The following is a 25,862-nucleotide window of genomic DNA, read 5'->3' as shown; positions in this document are numbered from 1 at the left end:
AAAGATTTTTATACTCATTTAATAAATCGGTTTGTATATTAACATGAACGTAGACTACAATTTATATGCAACGTCCATTATTTACCTTTATCATCGCCCTTTATTCCACGGCGACCTTTGCCCAGCAACAAAAGGCTATCAGCCCTGACCTATTCGGGATCTTCTTTGAAGACATCAGCTATGCTGCTGATGGGGGATTGTATGCAGAACTCATCCAGAACCGTTCTTTCGAGTATACAGGATCGGACCACAGGGGATGGAATCCGATGACCGCATGGGAGTATACACCCAGGGGATATGCTTATGGAAAACTATCGGTAGAAACAAAGTCGCCACTTAATGAAAACAACACACACTATATCATATTGGATATCCAGGATGCCGGACAGGAAGGACTGGGTATTACGAACTATGGTTTCAACGGCATTCCTGTAAAAGCAGGTGAACAATACGATCTGTCACTGTTTGCAGCTAAACTGGCTGGTAATACAATGCCGGTGACAGTGAGCCTTCGCAACAGGAAAGGTGACATTTACGGTGAGACCACTTTTGATGTTACAAATAAAAACTGGCAGCAATATGCAGCGGGTATTACAGTGAATAAAACTGATGATAGTGCCTGCCTGGTGATCATCGCAAAAGGTATTGGCCAATTGGCGGTAGACCAGGTATCTCTTTTTCCAAAGAAAACATTCAAGGGCAGAGTCAATGGGATGAGAGCTGATCTGGGTCAGGCTATTGCAGACCTGCATCCCCGTTTTATGCGCTTCCCGGGCGGATGCCTTGTACACGGAGATGGCATCGCAAATATTTACAACTGGAAGAATACCATCGGTCCGCTGGAAGCACGTGTCGATCAGCGCAACATCTGGAACTATCACCAGTCAGTTGGACTGGGATATTTTGAATACTTCCAGTTTTGTGAGGACATCGGTGCTAAACCTGTACCTATCCTAGCTGCAGCAGTTAGCTGTCAGAATTCCGGGGGTACCTGGGCCATAGGTGGCACAGGCCAGAAAGGAATACCGATGCAGGATATGCAGGCTTATATCCAGGATGTGCTGGACCTGGTAGAATATGCAAATGGTCCGGCTACTTCTGCATGGGGGGCCAAACGTGCTGCTGCGGGTCATCCCGAGCCATTCCACCTGCAATACCTGGGGATCGGGAATGAAGATAAAATGACACCCGGTTTTGAGGAGCGCTTTACCATGATCTATCATGCAGTGAAAGCAAAGTATCCTGAAATAAGTGTCATTGGTACAGCAGGTCCGTTCTCAGAAGGTGAAGATTATGACAAGGGATGGGAGATCGTGAACAAACTGAAAGTGCCGGTTGTAGATGAGCACTATTATAATGACCCGGAATGGTTCCTGAAGAATAATGCACGCTATGATAAGTACGACAGGAAAAAAGCAAAAGTGTATATTGGTGAATATGCTTCCAAAGGCAATAAATTCATCAATGCTATCTCAGAAGCCGCTTACATGACCAGCCTGGAAAGGAATGGCGATGTTGTGCATATGGCTTCCTACGCACCGTTGCTGGCAAAGAAAGGGAATACCAACTGGAACCCGGACCTGATCTATTTTGATAATACAGGCGTGTATCCAACGCTGAATTATTATGTACAGCAATTGTTCGCTGCGAATACAGGAGATGTATATATCAGCGATGTGCTTACATTCGACCGTCAGAAAGATTCTACGCTGGCAGCATCTGTGGTGAAGGATAGTAAGACGGGTGATGTGATTGTGAAGCTGATTAATGCAGGTGCTACAGATGCGAAGGTGAAGATCAACCTGAAGGCCCTGGGAGCATTGCTGCCCAAGGCACAGGTAACGGTGCTCAAAGAAGACAGGGGCGTACCTGTTACTGTTGAGACGGATTTTACAAAAGGGAATATCACGCTGGATGGCCTGAGCATGCAGGTGATACGACTACATAAGAAATAAACCGGATTGGCGATAACATTCATGGGGAGCGCTTCCGTGGCAGTAGTTCATATTATTCATTTTAAATGTCTATCTTACACTATACCACGTTCCACGCATTTAACTATGAAACAAACCATTCTGACCCTCTGTATGATGTTGACAGGCATATTTGGCCTGCATGCCCAGGAAACCGACATTCAATATTTATCCTGTACCAATTGGGAATTTTATTGTACTGCCGGCATGCAATCGGGCAAATGGACCACTATCGCTGTACCAGGTTGCTGGGAGCTACAGGGCTTCGGGAAATATGATTATGGTTTTGCGAAGGACAGCATCCGTGGAAAAGAAAGCGGCCTCTATAAGTATGCTTTCCAGGTACCTGCAAACTGGAAAGGCAAACAGATCAACATTGTTTTCGAGGGGGTGATGACGGATGCTTCCGTGAGCATAAACGGCAAAAGGGCAGGTGCTATGCATCAGGGCGCTTTTTATGCTTTTAAATATGATATCACGCATTTATTAAAGAGCGGTAAGAACCTGCTGGAAGTAAAGGTTGACAAGCAGAGTGCGAATCAATCTGTCAATGCTGCGGAGCGCCAGGGCGATTTCTGGATCTTTGGCGGCATCTTCAGACCTGTGTACCTCGAAGCATTGCCACCGCAACACATTGAACAGGTTGTAATCAATGCAACAGCAGATGGCCATTTCATGGCGCAGGTGGAGGCGCCCGCCAAGGTAAGTATGCAATTGTACGATGATCGCGGGAACAAAATAGGCGGGCCGGTAAATAAGCTGGATACTATGTATAAAGAGATCCAAACCTGGTCCGCAGAATTTCCCCGTTTATATACAGCTGAGTTCAGTTTGCATTCAAATGGGAAGACCGTTCATGTAGTAAGACAAAAGTTTGGTTTTCGTACAGTAGCAGTGCGGCCCAGGGATGGAGTGTATGTAAACGGTGTGAAGGTGAAATTCAAAGGTGTGAACAGGCATTCTTTTACGCCCGAAACCGGCAGAACGACTACCAGGGAGGTCAGCATTGAAGATGTATTACTCATGAAGGAAATGAACATGAATGCGGTGCGTATGTCTCATTATCCGCCGGATGCACATTTCCTGGAGGTGTGTGACTCACTCGGTATGTATGTGATAGATGAACTGGCCGGCTGGCACGGGCATTACGATACGCCGACAGGTACAAAACTCGTGAAGGAAATGATCAGCCACGATGTGAACCATCCCAGCATTATCTTTTGGGCGAATGGGAATGAAGGTGGTCATAATTCAGACCTGGATCATCTTTTTCCTGAGCAGGATCCGCAACGGCGACCTGTATTGCATCCCTGGTTATTATTCAGCGGTATCGAAACACAGCATTACAGGGAATACAACTATGGTATCGGTAATTATGAAAATGGGAGGGAGATCGTGATGCCTACTGAATTCCTGCATGGGCAATTTGATGGGGGGCATGGTGCGGGGCTGGAAGACTACTGGGAAAAGATGTGGCATAATCCGCTGAGTGCGGGAGGCTTTCTCTGGGATTTTGCAGATGAAGGGGTGGTGAGGCATGATCTGCATGATTCGATCGATACTGACCATTTTAGAGGGGCTGATGGGATTGTAGGGCCACATCATGAAAAGGAGGGAAGTTTTTATACAATCAAAGAGGTATGGAGCCCGATTCAATTGGATAAAACGATGCATATTGAAAACAGGTATCATTTCACCAATACGGATCAATGTAGTTTCAGTTATAAAATAGGAGCGGATAGCGGACAGATTCCGGCACCACATATTGCTCCGGGGCAAAATGGCGAACTTCCGTTTAAATTGCCTGCTGAGGGAATATTATATATCACAGCGAAGGATCCATATAACCGGGAATTATTTACCTGGAGCTTTCCGCTCGATAAACCGGATGTAGCAGGGTTGGATACCACGGGGAATATAAAGCCTCTTATCAAAGAAGAAGACTCTCTATGGGTTGTAGCTGCAAACGGTGTGCAGCTGGCATTTAATAAAACCACCGGCCTGCTGGAAGGAGCACCGCTGTTCCATGGCCCTGTATTGCAGGAAGGAGCAAACAATTTCTCTGGGTTCAGCTATGCTTACGAGGGGAACAGGCTGGTGATCAGCAGTAAATTTGACAGGCAGGAGCATTACAATACCCTGGAATGGACCATTTTTCCATCCGGTATCGTAAAGTTACATGTCTCCTATTTCCCCGGCGCTTATTTTACCTCATTTACAGGCCTGAATTTCTCTTTTCCTGAACAAGCGCTACTCGGAGTCGATTATAAAGGGAACGGCCCTTACAGGGTCTGGAAAAACCGTTTAAAAGGGGGGCGTTTCGGCACCTGGCACAAAGACTATAATGATACTGAAACAGGGGAGAGCTGGAACTACCCGGAATTCAAAGGTTACTACTCTCAAATGTACTGGTGTAAATTCATAACCCGTACTAAACCTTTCACCGTATACACCACTACAGAAGACGTTTTTCTGCGGCTGTTCACCCCAGCCTGGAAAACCGATCAGTGGCATAACTATGAACCTATTTTCCCCAATGGCGATATCTCTTTTATGCAGGGCATCAGTGCTATTGGTACCAAGACCCAGCGAAATGAAACCACAGGGCCGATGGGCATGAAGAATATCTTTTACGACTATGAAAAAGATCCGGCGCGAGCATTGCAGCTGACCCTGTATTTTGATTTCTCCGGCAAATAAAATATATTTGTTTGATTGACACTTAATTCCACCGTTGTGACCACGTTATTAATGTTTTCCCATGATAAGATTGCTATTCTGCCTGTTGCTGGTGCAATGTGCCTATGCACAGCAAAGCTCTGACAGCGGATATAAAAAACCATTACAGGATGTACTGGTAGATATTCAAAATCGTTTTGGTATCAAAATCAGGTATACTGCACAGGAAGTTGCAGGTAAATATGTGACTTATGCAGACTGGCGTTATCGGCCTGATGCAGAGGCTACGCTGGAGCGGGTATTAGCGCCGCTCGATCTGAAAGTAAGAAAAGAAAAAGACAGGCAGTACCGGCTTACCACTTTTGAATACTACCGCTGGCCGGTAGCTGATGGCTGGGCAGAACTGGACCGGATTGCAGCACAATATCATAATGAACAGGAATGGGAAGCGCGGAAGGCAGCATTGAAGCCCTGTATAATGCAGGCATTGCAATTATCTCCCTTGCCAGCAAAACCTGCGTCTGCACCTGTGATGACTGCAGAAAGAAAATTCGATGGCTACACTGTTCGCAACATTGCAATAGAAATATTGCCGGGTGTATATATTAACGGCTCCTTGTACACACCAGCAAAAAGTAAGGGGAGGATTCCCGTAATTCTCAATCCTGACGGGCACTGGAAAGATCAGCGTTACAGGCCCGATTGCCAGTACCGCTGTGCTACCCTGGCACGTATGGGTGCTATGGCATTCAGTTATGATCTCTTTGCCTGGGGAGAATCGCAATTACAGTTTGAAGAAGCAGACCATCGCCGTAGTTTGGCAATGAGTATACAGGCGCTGGGCACGATCAGGATACTTGATTATTTATTATCACTTCGGAATGCAGATACCAGCAGGGTAGGCATCACAGGTGGTTCCGGTGCCGGCAGTCATACCGTGTTGATGACAGCCATCGATGACCGTATCAAAGTAAGCGCACCGGTGGTAGCCATCAGTTCTTATTTCTATGGTGGTTGTCCTTGTGAAAGCGGGATGCCCATTCATGGATGCGGAAACCGGACCGATAATGTGGAAATTGCTGCCATGGCGGCACCCAGGCCACAGTTACTCGTGAGTGATGGGGGAGACTGGACTGATAAAATGCCGGAACACGATTTGCCTTACCTGCAAAAGATCTATAGCTACTACGGGCAGACCGGCAAAGTATCCAATGTACACCTGCCTGCGGAAGGCCATGATTTCGGTATTAACAAGCGGAAGGCTGTGTATAATTTCATGGCGAAGTATCTCAGTTTAAATATCAACGCTGCAGATGAAACCAAAATAACGATTGAACAACCCGCCGCGATGTATGTGTTTGGAGACAAGGGAGAAAAATTACCTGCGCATGCTATTCACGGATTTGCACAACTGGAAAAACTATGGAATGCCCCACGTTAAGATGCTTATTACTGACCACCACTTTGTGTGCTGTCATGCACAGCCTGCATGCCGGTAATATTTATGTATCACCCAATGGCGATGACCACAACAATGGTACGGCTGCACAACCCAAGGCCACGCTACAGGCAGCGCTGCAACAGGCCAGAGAATGGCGGCGGTTGCATGATCCTGCTCTTCAGCAGGGCATTCATATCATTCTGAAAGGAGGCACTTATTACCTTTATGAACCGATATTCATCCGGCCTGAAGATGCGGGTACGCCTGATAGTCCAACGATTATTGAGGCTGCTCCGGATGAACGGCCTGTGTTGAGTGGTGCAATTAAAATAGAGGAATGGAAACCTTTCAAAGGAAAGATCCGGGTAGCCGGTATTCCCTTTGTTGTCGATGATTTCAGGGAACTCTGGGTAGATGGTGAAAGGGCTGTTCGTGCAAAAGATACCAAAGGTGATTCCATGCACCGGATACTTCGCTGGGATTATAAAACGGAGTCCTGCTGGATTCCTACACCTGTTGTAAAAGCAACAGATGGTCTTGAAATGTTCATTCATCAATGGTGGGCGATTGCAGTATTGCGCATTAAATCTATGCAGGTAGCAGGAGATAGTACGCAATTATTCTTTTACCAGCCTGAAAGTAAAATACAATCTTCGCACCCATGGCCGGCACCCTGGGAATCAAAGGAGTTTGGTAACTCCGCTTACTGGCTCACAAATGCCTTGTCATTGTTAGATGAGCCGGGAGAATGGTTCTTCGATAAAAAAACAAAGCAGCTGTATTACTGGCCCCGCAATAATGAAAAGTCAGCAGCAGTACCTGTACTGGAAACACTGGTGAACATGGTAGGCACCAGTTATGTTTCTTTTAAAGGTATCAGCTTTCAACATACTACCTGGTTACGTCCTTCTCAAAAAGGGCATGTACCATTACAGGCGGGCATGTATCTGCTGGATGCGTACAAACTGGAAACACCCGGTACGCCTGATAAAAAAGGCCTGGAAAACCAGGCATGGATAGGCCGGCAACCAGCAGCAGTACAGTTGCGGCATACAGATCATGTACGTTTCGATCATTGCCGTTTTGAGCATATGGCAGCTACCGGGCTGGATCTGGTAGAAGGATGTCACCACGACACGATCATCGGGAGTCTCTTTAAAGACATTGGGGGCACGGGTATTCAACTGGGTACCTTCTCTGATGAATGGATGGAAGCACACCTGCCATATCAAAAACCTGTATGCAGCCAGATCCTGGTCAGCAATAACCTCATTACAGATGTAACCAACGAAGACTGGGGTACGCTGGGCATCAGTGCCGGTTTTGTAAAGGAGGTAAGCATCCTGCACAACGAAGTGAACGAGGTATCCTATACCGGCATCGCTGTAGGCTGGGGATGGACGCCGACTGTCAATGCCATGAGCAATAACAGGATCATTGGCAACAGTGTACATCATTATGCACGCCATCTCTACGATGTAGCAGGTATCTATACCTTATCTGCCCAACCGGGTACGCTTATAACTGCCAATGTCGTAGACAGTATTTACAAGGCACCTTATGCGCATATACCCAAACACTGGTTTTATATGTATGCGGATGAAGGCACTGCCTATATCACTGTAAAAGACAACTGGCTACCTGCTGATAAGATTTTGCAAAATGCAAATGGCCCGGGCAACACCTGGGAGAATAATGGTCCGCAGGTAAGCGATAGCATCAAGCAGCATGCTGGACTGGAACCTGCTTATCACTACTTGATCGCTGATCGCGCACCCATCCATACTGAACAGCCTATTAACCACTAATCTACAGGAATACTAAGTTTAGGAGCTGAACGCTCGGTTTGTATATCTTTTAATGGCCATTGATTATGAAACAAATCTTTTTGCTCTGTTGTTTATGTTTCCTTGCCGGTACTGCGCTGGCCCAGGCAACCTGGATCTGGTACCCGGGTGATTATGAAATCTGGTTAAGTAACCGCATGCAGAACAGGCGTACTGACAGAGGCAGTTTCTTCCCCATATTCTGGAAGATGGATAGTCATTATCCTTTGATGGATTTTCATAAAGACGTAGTGCTTTCCCAGGCAGAAGAAGTACATATTTATGCGGAAGGTACTTACAACGTAAAACTGGATGGACAGCCATTTGAGGGCACGCCGGCTGTGATCACTGTTCCTGCCGGCCGGCATCGTATCAATGTAAAGGTATTTAGCCAGGGGACAGTGCCTGCTATCTATGTAAAGGGAGCTACTATTGTTTCTGATAGTAGCTGGCTAAGCACCTATGAAGACAAGGAATGGATTGATGAAACAGGCAAGACCTCTGATATCACCGCTACCAAATGGCTGCATGCAGGTTGTTGGAATTTTAATGATCCTGCAATACTACCTTCTGCTTTTACCCTGCCTACCCAGGTAATGGCCGCTGTGAAAAATGAAAACGGCTTAGTTGATTTCGGTAAAGAAACCTTTGGTTATATACACCTAAAGGGCATCAAAGGAAAAGGGAAAATTACATTATACTATGGCGAGAGTAAAGAAGAAGCCATGAGTGATAAAGGCGCTGTTAATGTTGACTGGCTCTCGTTCGAGAAGGATGTCAACCAGGATAGTACACTACCGGCATCAAAAGCATTCCGGTATGTTCGCATGGTTACATCTCCCGGTATTCAGGTAGACGATGTATCTATGCTGTATGAGTATGCGAATGTGAATGAACCCGGTAGTTTCAAATGTTCTGATGATGAAATTAACCGGATCTATGAGGTTGCAAAATATACCTTTCATCTCAACACAAGAGAGTTTTTCATAGATGGAATTAAAAGAGACCGCTGGGTGTGGAGCGGGGATGCTTACCAGAGTTACCTGATGAACTATTACCTGTTCTTTGATAAGGGAACCGTGCTCAGAACTATGTATGCCCTGAGAGGAAAGGATCCGGTAACGAGTCATATCAATACCATCATGGATTATACTTTCTACTGGTTCCTGGGTGTGTATGATTATTACATGTATACGGGTGATCGCAGTTTCATCAAAGAGATCTACTCCCGCATGCAGCCATTAATGGATTATTGTTTAAGCAGGAGAAACAAAGATGGTTTAATGGAAGGACAGGTAGGTGACTGGGTATTTATTGACTGGGCAGATGGACTGAGTAAGAAAGGCCCCTTGAGTTTTGAGCAGTTATTGTTCTGTCGCAGCCTGGAAACGATGAGCCTCTGTGCGGATATTGCCGGGAACCAGCAAGATGCAGAAAAGTACAAACTCTTAGCGGCTGCTATAAAAGAGCAATTGTTTCGCATTTACTGGAATGAGCAGAAACAGGCATTGGTACACAGTACCATCAATGACCATGTAACCCGCTATGCAAACATGTTCGCCATCTTCTTTGATTATTTCAACGCAGCGCAGAAAGAAACAGTCAGGCATTCCGTTTTGTTAAATGATAGCATCCAGCATATTACTACTCCCTACATGCGCTTTTATGAACTGGAAGCTTTGTGCGCCCTGCATGAACAATCCTATGTTTTAAAAGAAATGAAAAACTATTGGGGAGGTATGTTACAACTCGGCGCCACAACATTCTGGGAAGAATTTGATCCACATAAAAGTGGCGCTGCACATTATGCGATGTATGGCCGTGAATTTGGCAAAAGTCTTTGCCATGCCTGGGGAGCCAGCCCTATCTATTTGCTGGGCAAGTATTACCTGGGTGTAAAACCAACAGCACCTGGTTATGCTACTTATGCAGTAGAACCCGCATTAGGCGGACTACAGTGGATGGAAGGCACCGTGCCTACGCCGGATGGAAACATCAGTGTCCACATAGGCCAGAAAGAAATGAAGATCAGCACGGCGGGTGGTAAGGGAACACTTCGTTTCAGCAGCAGTATCAAACCAGTATGTAAAACGGCTAACATCCAACAGACAAAAGACAAGTGGTATGAGATGACAATGGAGCCCAATACCACCTACGTGATCAACTATCAATCTGTAAAGTAATGCGGTATTTAATTATTCTTCTGCTCTGTAGTATTACGGCAAGTGCGCAAAGCCCTCATGCAAAACTGGCGCGTGTAGATATTGGTCATGTACAATGGACTTCCGGTTTCTGGGCCGATCGTTTTGCCGTCTGTAAAAATACCATGGTACCTCAGCTCTGGGCGACTTACCACGATCCTCAGCTTTGTCATTCTTATAAGAATTTTGAAATCGCTGCCGGCCTGGATACGGGGCATTTTGTTGGTCCTTCTTTTCACGATGGCGACTTTTACAAAACCCTTGAGGCGGTGGCTGCATTATACGCCAGTACGAAAGATCCGCTGTTAGATAAAATGATGGATACCGCTATTGCCGTCATTGCAAAGGCGCAGCGCCCGGATGGTTATATCTACACCAAAGCCATCATTGAAGGCAAGGGTAAGTTCGACGATAAACTCAGTTTTGAATCTTACAATTTCGGTCATCTTATGACGGCAGCCTGTGTGCATTACCGGGCTACGGGCAAGCGATCGCTCATAGCAGTGGCGGAGAAAGCGGCCGGTTTCCTGGCGGCAGCAGCGACTACTAGCACCCCTGCCGTGTGCCCTTCTCACTACATGGGCCTCATTGATTTGTATAGAACTACCGGCAATAAAAAATACCTTCAGCTGGCGGAAAGACTGATTGATTTAAGAGGTAAGACAGCCGGCACTGACGATAACTCAGACAGGGCGGCTTTCCGCGATATGCAGCGGGTAGTGGGGCATGCGGTAAGAGCTAATTACCTGTTTGCAGGTGCTGCAGATCTATATGCAGAAACCGGTGATAGTACTTTGCTCAACACGCTGGATAGAATGTGGGTAGATGTTACTGGTCGTAAAATGTACATTACCGGGGGCTGTGGTGCGCTCTATGACGGGGTATCGGTAGATGGGATTTCTTATAACCCGGATACCGTTCAAAAGATTCACCAGGCTTATGGCCGCAACTACCAGTTACCAAATCTTTCTGCACACAATGAGACCTGTGCGAATATTGGGAATATGCTCTGGAACTATCGCATGCTGGAACTTACAGGCGACCCAAAGTATGCAGACATTATGGAGCTAACTTTATACAATAGTATCCTGAGTGGTGTCAGTCTCGATGGCAGCAGTTTTTTTTATACCAACCCGCTGGCTGCTGCTGCTGATAACCCCTACACTTTCCGCTGGGCAGGTGGCAGGCAGCCCTATATTGCATTATCTAATTGTTGTCCGCCAAATGTAGTACGCACAATGGCGGAAGTCAGCAGTTATGTATACAGCACGGGCGACGATGGTGTGTATGTAAATCTCTATGGCGGCAATACATTGGATCTGAAAGAGATCCGCCTTACGCAAAGTACGGATTACCCCTGGGATGGCCGTATCAATATCTCAATAGAAAAAGCGCCTGCAGGTAAATACGGTATTCATCTCCGCATTCCCGGCTGGTGTAAAAAAGCGCAGCTGAGTATCAATGGCAGTTTATTGAACCTGGAAATTGCTTCGGGTACTTATCTGCATATCAACCGAAAATGGAAAGCAGGAGACAGGATCAGCCTTGTACTTGATATGCCTGCGACCCTGATGACTGCTAATCCATTGGTAGAAGAGAACAGGAACCAGGTGGCATTGAAAAAAGGGCCACTGGTGTATTGCCTGGAATCAGCAGACCTGGCGCCGGGGCAATCCATTAATGATATCATTGTAGCTGCTAAAACCATCTGGCAGCCAAAGGAGATGAAGATTTCGAATACCCTGATTATGGCCCTGCAGGGCATTGCTCAACTACGACAACACCAGCAATGGCAGCATACATTATACCAGGAGCTAAATAGTAGCGCCAGACCAGTTACGATAAAGTTGATTCCTTATTTTGCCTGGGCAAACAGGGGAAAGAGTGATATGAGTGTGTGGTTGCCTGTAAGGTAATTAATCTGTCGTGCAGAAATTCAGGAATACCTGGGCTGTCTCCAGGCTTTCTTTGAGAGATACAGGTTTGGTGATATAGGCATGTGCACCCAGCGATACACACTTTGCCTGTTCAAAAGGATTGATAGAAGTAGAATAAATAATCACAGGAATATTTCTGAAGCGATCATCTGCTTTTAGATTTTCAAGTGTTTGTGTGCCATTCATTTTTGGCATGTTCAGATCGAGAACGATCAGGCAGGGTACGATATGATCTGAGCTAAAGCGTGTGTCCAGTAAATGAAGTGCTTTTTCGCCGTTTTCGGCAAAGAGCATTACATTTTCAGCATTAATCATTTCCATGGCTTCTCTGATAATTACCATGTCTTCATTATCGTCGTCAATAACCAGAATCTTACCACATTTCATAAGGCAAAATTATTAAATAACCGGGTGTGCCGGCAAAGAAACGAAAAAAGTAGCACCTATTCCTTCTTCTGAAGTCGCCCATATTTTCCCCTGGTGCATTTCTACAATTTTTCTGCAGATGGCCAGGCCCAATCCTGTGCCTTCATATGCCTGGCGGGTATGTAAACGCTGAAAGAGCGTGAACATCTTCGGTAGATATTTCTCATCAAATCCTATTCCATTATCTTTGAAAATAAGCTCTATATGCCCGTTTTCCTGTTTGTACGAGATGCTGACTTCAGGCGCCTGGGCTTCCTTACTATATTTCAGTGAATTGCTGATAATATTACCAAAGAGCTGGCGCATCATTCGTTCATCGCAGTAAAGCCTGGGTAATTCCCGGATGTGTACGGCTGCTTTCTTTTCTTCGATAACCATTTCCAGGTCCTGGCAGGCGTCGCTGGCAACTGTATTCAGGTCAACTTCCTGGAATTGAATCTGTTCTTTGTTGATCTGTGAAAAGAGCAGGAGGTCCTGGATCAGGTAGCGCATTCTGCGGCTGGCGCCCTGTATGCTATTCAGAAAATGCAGGCTTTTCTCATCAAAGGAAGACTGGTATTTACTAAGCAGGTAGTCACTATAGAAAAGGAGTTTACGTACCGGTTCCTGCAGGTCATGAGAAGCAACGAAGGCAAACTGTTGTAATTCCAGGTTACTGCGGTTCAGTTCTTCAATATACTGTTCCAGTATTCGTTGATTGTCTTTTAGTTTCTTTTCTGCCTGTTTCAGTTCGTAATTATCCTTCAGGGTTTCTTCTATTGTTTTTTGTGCATGAATATCAACCATGTACCCGATGCGGGTATTGCTTTCTTCTTTTTCAGTATTGAGTGGCGTGAGGGAGATCTGGTGCCAGAGGTAATCTCCGCTGTTTTTGTTCAGCAATCTGACCTGGATCTTAATGGTCGTGGCTCCTTTTGTAATATTGTTCTGTAAGAGCAGGCAGAAGGAATGGTAATCTTCCTCATGTACTACGTTTTTCCATTTGCTGTTGTTAAGGCTGTTCAGGTTATGACCAGCGTATTGCAACAGCCATTCGTTGGCATAGAGCAGCTGACCCTGATCGTCGAGACTAAAGATCATGAGTGGGAGAGAATTGGTGAGCACCTTATACTGGTCCTCGCTTTTCTTCACTCTTTCTGACAGTTCCTGGAGCTGTTCATTCTTCCTTTTCAGTTCCTCGTATGGAGAGATGGGAGGTTCGTTGCGGAAGAGGCTTCGCCATTCGTCCAGCTTTTGTATATCGATACGGAAGGCGGGAGAGATGTTATAGAACAGTTCGATGGAACCGTCAGTCGATACTTTATATTTATTGACGAGTTTTTTAGCGTGTTCAAGACCTTCCCGGGTATTGGTTTTATCGGGCAGTTCATTTTTCAGGCCGGCTACGATGTACTTATCCCGCATGTCACTCTCCACACTGAGAATGAGGCAGCCACCTTTACCACTATCGATAGCGTTTCTTGATACTTCGGAAACGGCAGTAGCAAAAGTAGTTTGTGCAGAGAGCGAGAGGCCGGCCAGTTCTGCCAGTTTCATAGAGCGTTTATGCGCAAGTATGAGATCCATTTCGTTCTCAAGGGTCACCCGGGCAAGTTCGTGCATGAGATTAGAGATTTATTTTACAGGCCACAGCAGACATATCGTCGGTGAGGCGGGCAAAGTCTTTAATGAGTGAAGCACATAGAATCGAAAGATCGTACCGCATGATGGAGGTATACCTGGAAGTATCCCATCTCGTTTTAAGCCCGTCACTACTCATCAGGATGTATTGTCCGTCTTCGTGGGGTATTTCCTGTGCACTAAGGGTGTTTGGAACATTCAACCCAATAATACCATTGTAGGTGAGGTAGCTTTTACTGTTGCCGGGGCTAAGCACTTTGGTGATTATATTGCCCACTCCACAGATTCTCCATTTTTTAGAAGCGAGATCAAATACGGCAACGGTGCCTACCATACCCCGGGTACGTTTTACAGCCAAATTTATATACCTGATGATATCTACAGGGTCGGTATGCGGGCATTCCATGAACGCATTTCCAGCTGCCTGCATGGCTTTGGCTGCTTCGGGTCCATGGCCGAGACCGTCTCCCAGAAACAATTTGACGTAATCTTTGTCTACGATAGAATAAAAATCGTCACCGCTTTCTGTTTCACCTGGTTTAGGAATGATAACGGATCTGATTTCTGTCTTAAATTTTTTAGCGGTGGATGTTTTATCAAATACCCTGACCAGGATGACAGTACCCCAGTTCTTCATGGAGTAGATCTGGAACACATCAGAGAGCCTTTTTATAGCTCCCAGTCCATTCCCCAGTGTGTTTTTGGTAGATACGCCGTCTGCAACCATACGGGTTACATCTGTCATACCCGGGCCATTGTCTATACTGATTAATTCTATGCCTTGTTTGCCGTTTTCTTCGATGAGTTTAGCAAGTACCTGGCCGCCGCCCGCATGTTTGACAAGATTGGTAACTATTTCTGCTACGATAATATCGAGTTCTGCAATCCGCTTTTCGGGAAGGCCACCTGCTACCGCCATGGCATGAACTTCTTTTTTCAGAATGGCGAAATAGCTCCTGTCAGATGCGTTGAGCGCCAGATGTATGTGATTATCCATTCTTCCACTTAATAATTGAAACAGTGGTACCTTCGCCCACTGTGCTTTTAATATCAAATTCATTGACCAGCCGCCTGGTACCGGGAAGGCCGATTCCCAGGCTTTTGCCGGTAGAGAAGCCATCTTTCATGGCCTCGGGAATATCTTTGATACCCGGTCCTTTGTCTGTAAAGACCAGGCGGATACCACTATCCCTGCCCTGGCTGAGTACTTCTATGAGCACGACGCCACCATTGGCATACTTCAGCATATTACGTACCAGCTCACTGGCTGCTGTGATCAGTTTGGTCTGATTTACAAGGCTCATTCCAATTTTCACAGCATACTCCTTCACACGATTCCTGAAAGGAACTACATCCTGTTCTCTTTCAATGGTCATGCGGTCTTTACTCAGTACTATCTTCATCTTCGTCGCTTAGGTCCTCATCATAATTGCCTATTTTTTCTTTTAACAATTCCATACCTCTTTCCACATTTAAAGCCGTATATACGCCTTTTAGCTCCAGTCCAAGTTCTATCAGAGTAATGGCGACCGCGGGCTGCATACCTACTACAACGGTTTCAGCATCCATGATCTTAGACATGGAGCCGATGTTGCCGAGGATACGACCCATAAAAGAATCGACGATGGATAATGCGGATATATCTATTAATACACCTTTTGCTTCTGTTTTATTGACCATTTGTACCAGGTCTGTTTCCAGATTGGTAGCTAACCTGTCGTAAAGGTCTATCTGTATAGTCACCAGGAGAAGGTTACCCATTCGCAGAATAGGAATACGATCCATATATTATAATCCTGATTTAACGTTTTCTATTTTCTTTACATTCAATTTCAGCATGCCGAATGCATGTTTTAATGCACTTGCCAGGGTCGCTTTTGTAACGATATTGGAGAGGTCAATCCCTAAGTGAACAACCGTTTGCGCGATCTCGGGGCGGATGCCACTGATGATGCATTCAGCACCCATCAGGCGGGTAGCAGCCACTGTTTTAATCAGGTGTTGCGCTACCAGTGAGTCTACAGCAGCTACACCGGAGATATCGAGAATGGCAATGGTGCTGCCGCTTATTACGATTTCCTGCAGCAGGTTTTCCATCACTACCTGGGTACGTGAACTATCAAGGGTACCGATAATGGGCAGGGCGAGAATGCCGTCCCATACGCGGATTACAGGGGTAGAAATTTCTGCAATTTCATCTGTCTGACGCAGGATTACTTCTTCTCTTCCTTTGATAAACGTTTCAAAAGCAATGACGCATAGATAGTCCATCAGTTTGCTGATCTTAATTACTGCATCGACCAGGGCGAACGGATCATCTTTTATATCAGCCTGTAATGATGCTAGCAATGCTTCCTTTAAGCTGAAAATGTAAACGCCGGTTTCGGCAGGCGTAAAGCCTTGTTTGGCACGGGAAAGAGATATGCCAGCCAACAATTCGTGGACAGGTTCAAATTCGGAAGATTCTACATTACTGAGGTTTTTCTCATTCAATACTTTTAAAAGTGTGTCTAAAAATTCTGTTGATTGCTCTCTCAGGTCATCGTTGCTCATCAGGTCTTCTCTGAGGCTAATGTTGGAAAGCTGTGAGGTCATCCAGTTTTCCAGGATCCTTTTCTGCTTTTTTTGCAGCAGCTTTGCTGTGTCTATTCCCATTGTTGATATTTAGAAATTAAATGTAGATATTACTTATCGTTTTGCCAATCCTAATAGCTGACGTCTATAAGTTATGTGGTGGTGTTATCGTTATAGAGTCGTCCATTTTAATAGGGAACTCACAGCAATAGGCATGCTAATTGGTGGGGATTGTACAGATTCCACATAATATGTCAGTAAATAATATTACCGGGCGTATTGTGTGGTTTGCCTTTACGTTTTCTTACGAAGATCTGAAACCCGGTGCCATAGCGCAATTGAAGAAACACTTGTTGGATGCGGCAGGCTCAATGTTGTACGCTATTAAGGCGCTAACTGTGGAAAAAATGTTCAGGCAGCCAGGGTTTTTACAGACCTCGGGATCCGTCGATATACCTGTTTTGGGGAATACAAGTGTGGATCAGGCTGCACAGTTGTGTACATTATTGGTACGGTATGCTGCCTTTATGGACAATTACCTGGGCAAACATGCAACCTGCTATCCCCGTGATAATATATAATGGCGTCCTGGCCGGGATTGCCTTACGGCAACGGCTATCGGTTACCCGATTGAATGTACCCTTATAGATCAAATGCCCTTATGGCCAGGGGGATTGACCATAAGGGCATTTCTATTACAGCTGCCCTCAGCCCGGAGCAGGTAGCTCATGCTATCTTTCCCGCCACTTCCCGATCCCGGAAGCGATGTTGTTGTACTGCTTTTATAAACTGATCTGCCGGTATTTCCGCATTGCCACTGATGATCAGGTCATCCTTCATAGCGGTTTTCTGCTCAAAATAGGTCGCCTTTAATACAGGCGCTGCATCTGCATCGAAAGCAATGTTCCTGTCTCGGCGCAATAATTTCTACTACAGCTCCTGCTTTTGTCAATTGTTTTTTTACCGCCTTCAGGCTTGTAGCATTCACACCAGCAGCAGCAAGAATTGCAATTTGCCTGGTCTTTACACTGTCTTTAATGGTATGCGCCATGCTCAGCGCCGCAGAGAATTTTACATCCGGTTCTTTCACGATGCTTTCATAATGTTTGGGATTTGCATCAGCAGGTTTTCCTTCATTCATCAGGCACGGGCATACCTAATGCAAAAGTAACTTGTCCTGTTTCTGCAAGTAGTTGTTAGGGGTGCGGATCAGCGTAAGTGTGCCGATCCTTTGTACAGGTACAGATTCTTCCGGGATGATCTTGGCAGGATCTAAAAGATTTATGAAATTTTGTAGTTTTTATATTATTTTGTAAATTATATTGTTTGAGAAGACCGATTCTGTACCAGTTCTTTGAAGGTTAGCCATAAACACCAATATCATAAAATGTATCAACCAAATCTAAACAGGCTCTTTCTGAGCTTATTCATCACCTGTATTACATTTAGTAGTGTGTTTGCCCAGGTTACAACAGCTAGTCTGAGTGGTGTTGTAAAAACCGAAAAAGGAGAAGCCCTGCCCGGTGCTACTGTACAGGTAACCTGGTCTGACGCGGGTATCAACAAAGGCCTGATCACCAAATCAGATGGCAGCTTTCTTGTACCCAACCTGCGTGTGGGCGGACCTTACACTGTAGTCGTATCTTTTACCGGTTACGCTACCAAAACTGCCACCGGGGTATTTCTGAACCTGGGGCAAACGACCGCTCTCGATCTGCGCTTATCAGAAGCTGCAGGTACCCTGAGTGAAGTAGTGGTGAGTGGCCGCTCTACTATTTTTAATGATCAGCGCACAGGTGCATCTACTAACATTTCCAGCACCCAGATCCGTCAGCTACCCACCATTTCCCGCTCGGCGGATGACTACCTGCGCCTGACACCCTCTGCTTCTCCTACTTACAACGGAATTTCCTTTGCTGGCAGGAACGGGCAATACAACAATTTTTCCCTGGATGGAGCGGTGTTTAATAATCCTTTTGGGCTGGATGCACCTACGCCCGGCGGGCAGACAAATGCCCAGCCTATCTCCATCGATGCCATCGACCAGATCCAGATCAACATTGCACCTTATGATGTGACCCAGTCCGGGTTTACAGGTGCAGGTGTGAACACTGTGACAAAGAGCGGTAGCAACAAATTCAGTGGTACCGTATATGCTTTCTATCGTAATGATGCCTTGTCCGGCAACAAAATAGACGGACAAAAATTTAAGGTGCCTACACTGGAGTCTTTTCAGGCAGGCTTTTCACTGGGAGGTGCCATTAAAAAGAACAAACTCTTTTATTTCATCAACTTCGAATCAGAACAACGGAAAGATGAAGCCAGTGCCTATGTAGCGCAAACTGCTGATAATGCCGGCGACATTACAACTTCCCGTGTACTGGCGGCTGACCTGCAGTCAGTCAGTAATCTGCTGAGTTCAAAGTATGGTTATAACACCGGTCCTTATGAGCATTACAACCTGAAAAGAAGTAACTATAAATGGCTCGCTAAAATCGACTGGGTCATCAACAATAAACATTCACTGGCATTTACCTATAATGGGCTGGATGGTTCCCAGGAAAAGACAGCGCACCCAAATGCGATCAATCGCCGCGGACCTGATGCAATCACCCTGCAATTCAGAAACTCAGGTTATGAAATGGTCAATAAACTGCACTCATTCGGCCTGGAACTGAAGTCTAACTTTAATGATACTTACGCCAATAAGTTCAGGGCAGTATATACTATTTTCAGAGATAACCGTAATCCATTCTCTTCTCCATTCCCCGCGCTGAACATTACCAAATACGGGGTACCTTATATTGTAGCGGGGTACGAACCCTTCTCCATTAATAATGTGCTGAACCAGGACGCCTTGCAGCTGACGAATAATTTTAACATCATTCTGCCTAAGCACACCATTACAGTTGGTGCATCTTATGAGCAGTTTAAATTTGGGAACTCCTTCAACCTGACGGGATTTGGATTTACACTTTTCTCTGGTGTTGATATCAATAACTTCCTGACTACTGCGGCAGCCGGTGGCTATGATGGCAACGTATCTTATGCCAGGAACCGCGCTGCGGCTGATCAGTGGACCTGGTATTACCTCACCGTAGGGCAGGCTTCTGCATATGCACAGGATGAATGGAACCCGGTTTCAAATTTCAAACTCACTTATGGTGTACGCTTTGACAAAGCGCTCTATTATCCTTCCAAGGCCAGCTATAAGAGTCCGAATATCAATGCAGACGGTACATTCGCAGGTACTTTTGTAGAAGGCTCTCCTACTGTGCCGAATACAGATAACCTGACCCTATTCGACGAAGATGGAAACCCAGTGAAGAATGGCCCGGGTCAGACCATTGATAATACACGGATGCCCGGCGGCAAGATTTTAGTCTCTCCCAGATTGGGTTTCAACTGGGATATCAATGGTGACAAAAGCGTGCAGCTGCGGGGAGGAACCGGTTTATTCACTGGTCGTTTTCCGTTTGTATGGGTGGGTAACCAGATTGGTAATCCATTCACCGGTTATTATGATGTAACGGCGCGTAATTTCAAATGGCCACAGATCTGGCGTTCGAATGTAGGACTGGATTATAAATTATCAGGCGGAACCATCCTGACCGGTGATCTGTCTTATTCCAAAGACCTGAACTCCATGATGGTAAGAGATTACGGTCTGGGTACACCTACAGGTGTATTGAAATCAGGTACGGGCGATACCAGGGAGGTATACCAGGCCAGCGACAAGGGCAATACGGCCACCTATGTATTTACGAATACGAAGATTGGCTATTCCTTCAATGCTTCTTTCCAGGCGCAGCAAACATTCGGCAGGGGTTATTTCCTGATGTTCGGCTATAACTACCTGGTAGCAAAGGATGCGAGTTCAATTTCTGCAGAGATTTCTGGAGATGCCTTTGACCGTAACCCGGTATTGGGAAATGCGAACAAAGCAAAAGAATCTCATTCATTATATGGCAATACCCATCGTTTCACGCTGGCAGGAATCAAGAAATTTGAATACAGCCAGGGGAAATATGCCACCACTATTTCCTTCTTCAGCAACTGGACAAGTGGTAACCGTTATTCCTATGTATATGGCGGGGATGTCAACAACGATGGTTCTGCAGCCAATGATCTGCTATATATACCCACACAGTCAGAGATCAGCAAGATGAATTTTGCTACCCTGACAGATGCTAACGGGAATGTACAGGATGCGGCAGCACAGGGCGCGGCCCTGGAGAGATTTATCCAGCAGGATAAGTACCTGAGCGCACACAGGGGGCAGTATTCCGGCAAGTACGATGGAATGACTCCCTGGTTTAGCCAGCTGGATCTGCGCCTGTTGCAGGATTTCAACTTCAAAGGCAAGGAACATACCAGCACCGTCCAGGTCAGTCTTGATATTGTGAACCTTGGTAACCTGATCAGCAGCAAATGGGGGCTGCGTAAATACGCAAGCACCACGGGCTATTATCAGCCACTGGCATATACTGGCAAGGATACCGATGGTAAAGCCATTTACCAGTTTGATCCCGGGCAAACACAAACATTTACCACCAGTCCTGATTTGCCATCCAGGTGGCAGATGCAGCTGGGGCTGAGATATATTTTTTAATCGCGCTGGATTTGAATTGTAATGAGGGCCTGCATATGCGGGCCCTCATATTATTTTGAGTATAGGTAATACTATTTTCCGTATAGTTTCTTTCCTTGATAAAACCTCCTATTTTTATAGCTCATGTGAACACAGGTCTAACAAAAAACAATACTACATGAAGAAATTTATAGGTAGCGCCAGCCTGGCATTTGCCATGCTGATGGCGGGGGCCAGCTGTAGCAATGCACAAGTAAGTGCACCCGCACCTTACGGTGTATTGCCTTCCGCTGCGCAGGTAGAATGGCAGGCCATGGATATGTACGCTTTTGTGCATTTCACTGTCAATACCTTTACTAACAAGGAATGGGGCTATGGTGACGAAAGTGAGAAGATTTTTAATCCTACCAATTTTAATGCAGATCAGATCGTGTCGGGGATCAAGGCAGCAGGTTTAACAGGTTTGATCCTGACCTGTAAGCACCATGATGGTTTCTGCCTCTGGCCGACCAAAACTACTTTCCACAACATTACCAAAAGCCCATGGAAGAACGGCCAGGGCGATATGGTAAAAGAATTTGCAGACGCCTGTAAGAAGCAGGGAATTAAATTTGGTGTATACCTCTCCCCATGGGATAGAAATAATGCGGCTTATGGTACGCCGGATTATGTACGCATCTACCGTGAACAGATGAAGGAATTGCTGACCAATTATGGTCCGGTATTCGAAATCTGGCATGATGGTGCAAACGGTGGTGATGGCTATTACGGGGGGGCACGCAAAGAAGTGAAAATAGATCGTTATACTTATTATAACTGGCCTGAAACCTGGGGCCTGGAAAAACAATTGCAGCCGAATGCTGTGATCATGAGTGATGTAGGCCCCGATGTACGTTGGGTCGGTACCGAAACTGGTTTTTCCGGCGATCCCTGCTGGGCTACCTACACGCCTATCGGAGACAAGGATTCCGCTGTTGCAGCACCCGGGCAGGTTTTATATGAACTGGGGCTGAATGGTACCCGCAATGGTAAGCAATGGATGCCGGCGGAGACCAATTTTTCCATTCGTCCGGGATGGTTTTATCATGCTACAGAAGATAACAAGGTGAAAACACCGGAAGATCTCCTGAACCATTACTTTGCGTCTGTAGGCCATGGTACGACCATGTTGCTGAACGTACCTCCTGATCAACGGGGTCTTGTAAACGAAATTGATGTGGCCAGTCTGAAAGGTTTTGGTGATATCATCAGGCAGATGTACAGCGTCAACTATGCAGCAGGGGCAAGCTTGCAGGCGAGCGATCTGAGAGGCGGGGATAAGGCTTATGCGGCTGAGAATGTACTGGACAATGATCCGTATACATATTGGGGTACAAAGGATGGTGTGAATACCGGAGAACTGGTATTGAACCTGGCAGGCAGCAAAACGTTCAATGTGATCCGTTTGCGTGAGAACATTAAACTCGGTCAGCGTATAGACGACTGGGCAGTAGATGTTTGGGAAAATGGCCAGTGGACAGAACTGAAGAAAGGCACAGCTATTGGTTACTGCCGCCTGATCCGTAGTGAGCGTATGGTGACTACGGACAAGGTTAGGATTCGTATTACAAAGGGAGCTGCGAGTATCTGTCTCAGTGATGTAGGTTTGTTCAAGGCACCGGAGGTGAAGGCTGCGGGTGTAAGAAAAGACCTTATCGTAGATAAGGCGCAGTGGAAATCCCACAACACCAGATTCTCTGCTGCTATAGACGGAGATGCTGGCAGTGCCGTGCAAATGGATATGAATACCTTTAAGAAACTTGCGCCTAAAGGAGTGGTTGTGGATATGCAGTTCCCAGCCCGGATTGTAGGGTTTAATTACCTGCCTGTAAAAGATAAGGGCCTGGTAGACAAGTACAAAATCTATACGAGCGATGATGGTAAGACCTGGGAGCTCCGGAAGGAAGGGGAGTTTTCAAATATCAAGGCGAACCCTATCGAGCAGCGTATTGACCTGGAGAAACCAGTGAATGCAAGGTATTTCAGGTTTGAGCCGCTGCATGTACTGCCAGCTAAGGATGGCAGGCAGTATGTAGGCATTGCTGAAGTGGGCATCATTAAATAAAATAATTCTTTATCCGGCCATTGGCCGGCATTTTAAGCTAAAACGCTTCGGCCTAAGGCCGAAGCGTTTTAGCTTTTATTTATTCCAAAAAAATTTCCTTTTTGCGTTTTTTGGCAAATGTTAATATCTTCAAATAAATTTGCGGAATCTTTAAACGCTCTTATGGGACAAAGTGCTACACTATTTCTCGTGGACAGGAACGAATTTTCCAAAATTGGAGACGATCCTGAATATCCGGTGGCCAACATTGCCGCTGAAAAAACAACTTTTGAGAAATCCTTTGAAGGATTACTGTTTCTGATCACGAAAGGAAGCAGACCTGAGGATATTTCTATTGTAAGACAGATCTTTTACCCTGAGGCGTATATAGGAGACGAGATCGACTTCGAAAACATCGATATCGATACCCTGCCGGATGATTTTGATTTTGACAAGCAACCGCTTTACTTCAATGATCCGGCTACCGTATCCGAAATTGCAGATCTGCTGTCATCAATAGAGCCAGGTAACATTATCGCACTGTTTGACCATACGGAGCTGAATGAGCACGACATTGAACCGGGCCAGGTATGGACAGATGATGAACGGGATGGGGTCACCTTTAGTGCACAGCACATGGCTACAGAATTGCTGGCGCTGAAGGCCATCTATGAAAAAGCGAAAGAGCAGGGTGCTTATATTATAAGCCATGTGGATTAAGGCTGTAAAAGTGTGTGAATCATATTTTTAACCCAGGAATAAGGATTGAAACCCAGAATAGGAATCCGCGGGAACCCGTTAAAAAAAGCCCCTGCCATACAGCAGGAGCTTTTCGTTGGATTTTAGAATGGGGCTAAATATTTTAATCCCTCTCGTAGAATGGTGTAGGTTCTATGCCCAGTGAGCGGAGGTATACATATCCTTGTCCACGGTGATGTATTTCATTTTCAACTACATACAGTACCAGCAGGTACACTGGCATTTCCCATTGTCCGAAAGCTAATACAACATCATTGAATCTTTCAGCTGGAATTTTCGGCCAGAGGGTATTAATGATTTCAGTTTGTTCATCCCACAGGTCAAGCAGCTCCTGCTTAGTGACAGGGGCTTCTTCATGCTTAAATTTTTCCCACTTTTCTGTGATGATGCCTGTCAGGGTCGGAACAGCCATACCAATAAATTCCATCGCCAGTTCTGCAAACGGGCGCATACCACCCACCGAATAACTAAAGAGTTTATCTTCAGGGAAGTTGTTAATTATTTTGCGGGTCAGGTTACGGTGCAACTGCCAGTGTTTTAGCAATTGAGCCGGGGTTGTGAATGTTTCTGTTGCCAGGGTGGTGGTTGTTGCTTTCATGTTAGGTTTGTTTTGTTATCACAAAGAAAGAACGTGCTGGTGACAACAGTATGTCAGTAGCCCCAAAATTATTTTTCTTCCCCCATCAGGATCGCCCATGGTTGTAAAGATTCCACCTTTTCACTGATAATACGGATAATGGCAGCCAGGGGGATAAAGAGGAACATACCGGGAATCCCCCACACCAGTTTGCCGGTAAGCACAGCAATGATGGTAATCAAAGGATTGAGCTTTACGTTGCCACCTACTACCCGGGGCAGGATTACATTTGCATCCAGGAAATGGGCGACGATAAAAACAATTCCCACTGTTACAGCCTGGGAGGGTTCTCCATTGGCAAAAGTGATAAACATACTGATAGCCATAGCTGTATAAATACCCAGATAGGGTATTACGTTCAACAGTGCGGCAATTACACTGATCAGCAGGGCATATTTAATGCCCAGGATGGCCAGCGTGGAAAGTAATAAGATGATCAGTATAAACATTTCTGTGAGTAAGCCTATAATATACCTGTTGATCATCCGGCGGGCGCTGTTTAGCACTTCTTCTACTTTCGGCAGTTCATCCTGCGGAAAGAGTGCGACCACAAAACGCTTAAACAAACGACGGTGATACAACATGAAGAACGTAAAAATGAGGAAGAAGATGGTGAGGATAAACACTTCAGCGAACCCGATGAAAGTAGCCCCTAATGAACTCATAGCGGTAGACTGTAATCCGCTTGTAGATTTCTTCAGATAATCGGTTTGCTGCTGATAATCTATATGATAGGTATTGAGCAGCCATTGTCGGATATCGGTCAGGCTTTCCGAAAACCGTTTTTGCAGCTCAGGGAGATTATGGGTAAAGTTCACGATCTGGTGACTCAGGATATCTATAAATGAACCGATCAATACCACGAAAAGCAATACGCAGATAGCAGCGGCGAGGCCACGGTGCAGGCTCCACTTTTCCAGTTGCCTGCACACAGGCAGTAGGGCAAAGGAGATCAACAGGGCAAAAAAGAGTGGAATGATCACTGTTTTGCCAAGATGCATCAGTAGCAGAGACAGGATAAGCGCGTGTAATATCAGGGCCAGGCGGGCATAGAAGGCCAGTTTAACGCTTTTCATAATATTAACTTTTGAGATATAGTGAACATAATGAATGCC

At 45.7% G+C, this 25,862-nt stretch carries 20 protein-coding genes; 10 read left to right on the top strand and 10 right to left on the bottom strand.

All coding sequences use genetic code 11. The features are described 5' to 3' along the window. Positions 1-65 precede the first annotated feature (65 nt). The 6 genes from U0033_RS09765 (at position 66) to U0033_RS09740 (ending at position 12,036) form a co-directional block, all read left to right on the top strand. Positions 66-1,955 (top strand): alpha-L-arabinofuranosidase C-terminal domain-containing protein, encoded by a 1,890-nt coding sequence (locus U0033_RS09765; RefSeq protein ID WP_072356919.1) that lies wholly within the window; start codon positions 66-68, stop codon positions 1,953-1,955. 105 nt (positions 1,956-2,060) lie between these two features. Further along, a complete protein-coding gene (locus U0033_RS09760; RefSeq protein WP_072356920.1) occupies positions 2,061-4,673 on the top strand; it encodes a glycoside hydrolase family 2 protein in 2,613 nt (870 codons plus the stop codon). Positions 4,674-4,734: 61 nt separating this feature from the next. Then, on the top strand, positions 4,735-6,093 hold the full coding sequence (locus U0033_RS09755) for an alpha/beta hydrolase family protein (protein WP_072356921.1): 1,359 nt from the start codon (positions 4,735-4,737) through the stop codon (positions 6,091-6,093). Next, a complete protein-coding gene (locus tag U0033_RS09750; protein WP_072356922.1) occupies positions 6,075-7,901 on the top strand; it encodes a right-handed parallel beta-helix repeat-containing protein in 1,827 nt (608 codons plus the stop codon). Before U0033_RS09755 ends, U0033_RS09750 begins: the two co-directional genes overlap by 19 nt. Positions 7,902-7,966: 65 nt before the next feature. Then, the gene (locus U0033_RS09745; RefSeq protein WP_072356923.1) at positions 7,967-10,102 is read left to right on the top strand and encodes an alpha-L-rhamnosidase-related protein; all 2,136 of its coding nucleotides are present in this window, start codon (positions 7,967-7,969) and stop codon (positions 10,100-10,102) included. Then, positions 10,102-12,036, top strand: a complete 1,935-nt coding sequence (locus U0033_RS09740; protein WP_072356924.1) for an aceric acid hydrolase — start codon at positions 10,102-10,104, stop codon at positions 12,034-12,036. The genes U0033_RS09745 and U0033_RS09740 overlap by 1 nt, the downstream gene beginning before the upstream one ends. Here U0033_RS09740 and U0033_RS09735 read toward each other — a convergent pair whose 3' ends face one another. Genes U0033_RS09735 through U0033_RS09710 form a run of 6 tightly spaced genes read right to left on the bottom strand, consistent with a single transcriptional unit; the run spans position 12,037 to position 16,758 of the window. Then, on the bottom strand, positions 12,037-12,444 hold the full coding sequence (locus U0033_RS09735) for a response regulator (protein WP_072356925.1): 408 nt from the start codon (positions 12,442-12,444) through the stop codon (positions 12,037-12,039). A gap of 12 nt (positions 12,445-12,456) precedes the next feature. Then, positions 12,457-14,085, bottom strand: a complete 1,629-nt coding sequence (locus tag U0033_RS09730; RefSeq protein WP_072356926.1) for an ATP-binding protein — start codon at positions 14,083-14,085, stop codon at positions 12,457-12,459. 4 nt (positions 14,086-14,089) lie between these two features. Then, positions 14,090-15,100 carry an ATP-binding SpoIIE family protein phosphatase gene (locus tag U0033_RS09725; protein WP_072356927.1) on the bottom strand — a complete coding sequence of 337 codons (1,011 nt, stop codon included), beginning with the start codon at positions 15,098-15,100 and terminating at the stop codon, positions 14,090-14,092. Further along, positions 15,093-15,506, bottom strand: a complete 414-nt coding sequence (locus U0033_RS09720; RefSeq protein WP_072356928.1) for an anti-sigma regulatory factor — start codon at positions 15,504-15,506, stop codon at positions 15,093-15,095. The genes U0033_RS09725 and U0033_RS09720 overlap by 8 nt, the downstream gene beginning before the upstream one ends. Next, positions 15,487-15,888 carry an STAS domain-containing protein gene (locus tag U0033_RS09715; protein ID WP_072356929.1) on the bottom strand — a complete coding sequence of 134 codons (402 nt, stop codon included), beginning with the start codon at positions 15,886-15,888 and terminating at the stop codon, positions 15,487-15,489. Before U0033_RS09715 ends, U0033_RS09720 begins: the two co-directional genes overlap by 20 nt. A 3-nt stretch (positions 15,889-15,891) precedes the next feature. Next, complete coding sequence (locus U0033_RS09710) at positions 15,892-16,758, bottom strand: STAS domain-containing protein (protein WP_072356930.1); 867 nt, start codon at positions 16,756-16,758, stop codon at positions 15,892-15,894. 170 nt (positions 16,759-16,928) lie between these two features. Here U0033_RS09710 and U0033_RS09705 point away from each other — a divergent pair, with 170 nt between their 5' ends. Beyond that, positions 16,929-17,258, top strand: coding sequence for an MmgE/PrpD family protein (locus U0033_RS09705; protein WP_143150588.1), 330 nt, complete (start codon positions 16,929-16,931; stop codon positions 17,256-17,258). A 272-nt stretch (positions 17,259-17,530) separates the two neighbouring features. Here the strand turns inward: U0033_RS09705 and U0033_RS09700 are convergent, their stop codons facing one another. Continuing rightward, the gene (locus tag U0033_RS09700) at positions 17,531-17,818 is read right to left on the bottom strand and encodes a hypothetical protein (protein ID WP_072356932.1); all 288 of its coding nucleotides are present in this window, start codon (positions 17,816-17,818) and stop codon (positions 17,531-17,533) included. A gap of 15 nt (positions 17,819-17,833) precedes the next feature. After that, positions 17,834-17,935 carry a hypothetical protein gene (locus tag U0033_RS33280; RefSeq protein WP_407654242.1) on the bottom strand — a complete coding sequence of 34 codons (102 nt, stop codon included), beginning with the start codon at positions 17,933-17,935 and terminating at the stop codon, positions 17,834-17,836. A gap of 129 nt (positions 17,936-18,064) precedes the next feature. Between U0033_RS33280 and U0033_RS09695 the strand changes: the two genes are divergently transcribed. From U0033_RS09695 to U0033_RS09685, 3 genes are all read left to right on the top strand, one after another. Further along, the gene (locus U0033_RS09695; RefSeq protein WP_072356933.1) at positions 18,065-21,289 is read left to right on the top strand and encodes a TonB-dependent receptor; all 3,225 of its coding nucleotides are present in this window, start codon (positions 18,065-18,067) and stop codon (positions 21,287-21,289) included. Between the two features lie 157 nt (positions 21,290-21,446). Beyond that, the gene (locus tag U0033_RS09690; RefSeq protein WP_218163972.1) at positions 21,447-23,372 is read left to right on the top strand and encodes an alpha-L-fucosidase; all 1,926 of its coding nucleotides are present in this window, start codon (positions 21,447-21,449) and stop codon (positions 23,370-23,372) included. Between the two features lie 162 nt (positions 23,373-23,534). Further along, the gene (locus U0033_RS09685; RefSeq protein WP_072356935.1) at positions 23,535-24,071 is read left to right on the top strand and encodes a DUF1877 family protein; all 537 of its coding nucleotides are present in this window, start codon (positions 23,535-23,537) and stop codon (positions 24,069-24,071) included. Positions 24,072-24,213: 142 nt separating this feature from the next. On the opposite strand, the gene U0033_RS09680 is transcribed toward U0033_RS09685, so the two are convergent. Continuing rightward, a complete protein-coding gene (locus U0033_RS09680; protein WP_072356936.1) occupies positions 24,214-24,708 on the bottom strand; it encodes a DinB family protein in 495 nt (164 codons plus the stop codon). 68 nt (positions 24,709-24,776) lie between these two features. Then, the gene (locus U0033_RS09675) at positions 24,777-25,823 is read right to left on the bottom strand and encodes an AI-2E family transporter (protein ID WP_072356937.1); all 1,047 of its coding nucleotides are present in this window, start codon (positions 25,821-25,823) and stop codon (positions 24,777-24,779) included. Between the last annotated feature and the right edge of the window lie 39 nt (positions 25,824-25,862).

This window comes from Chitinophaga sancti, assembly GCF_034424315.1.
GTDB classification, from domain to species: Bacteria; Bacteroidota; Bacteroidia; order Chitinophagales; family Chitinophagaceae; genus Chitinophaga; species Chitinophaga sancti.
This window is presented reverse-complemented; position numbering and strand designations above follow the sequence as displayed.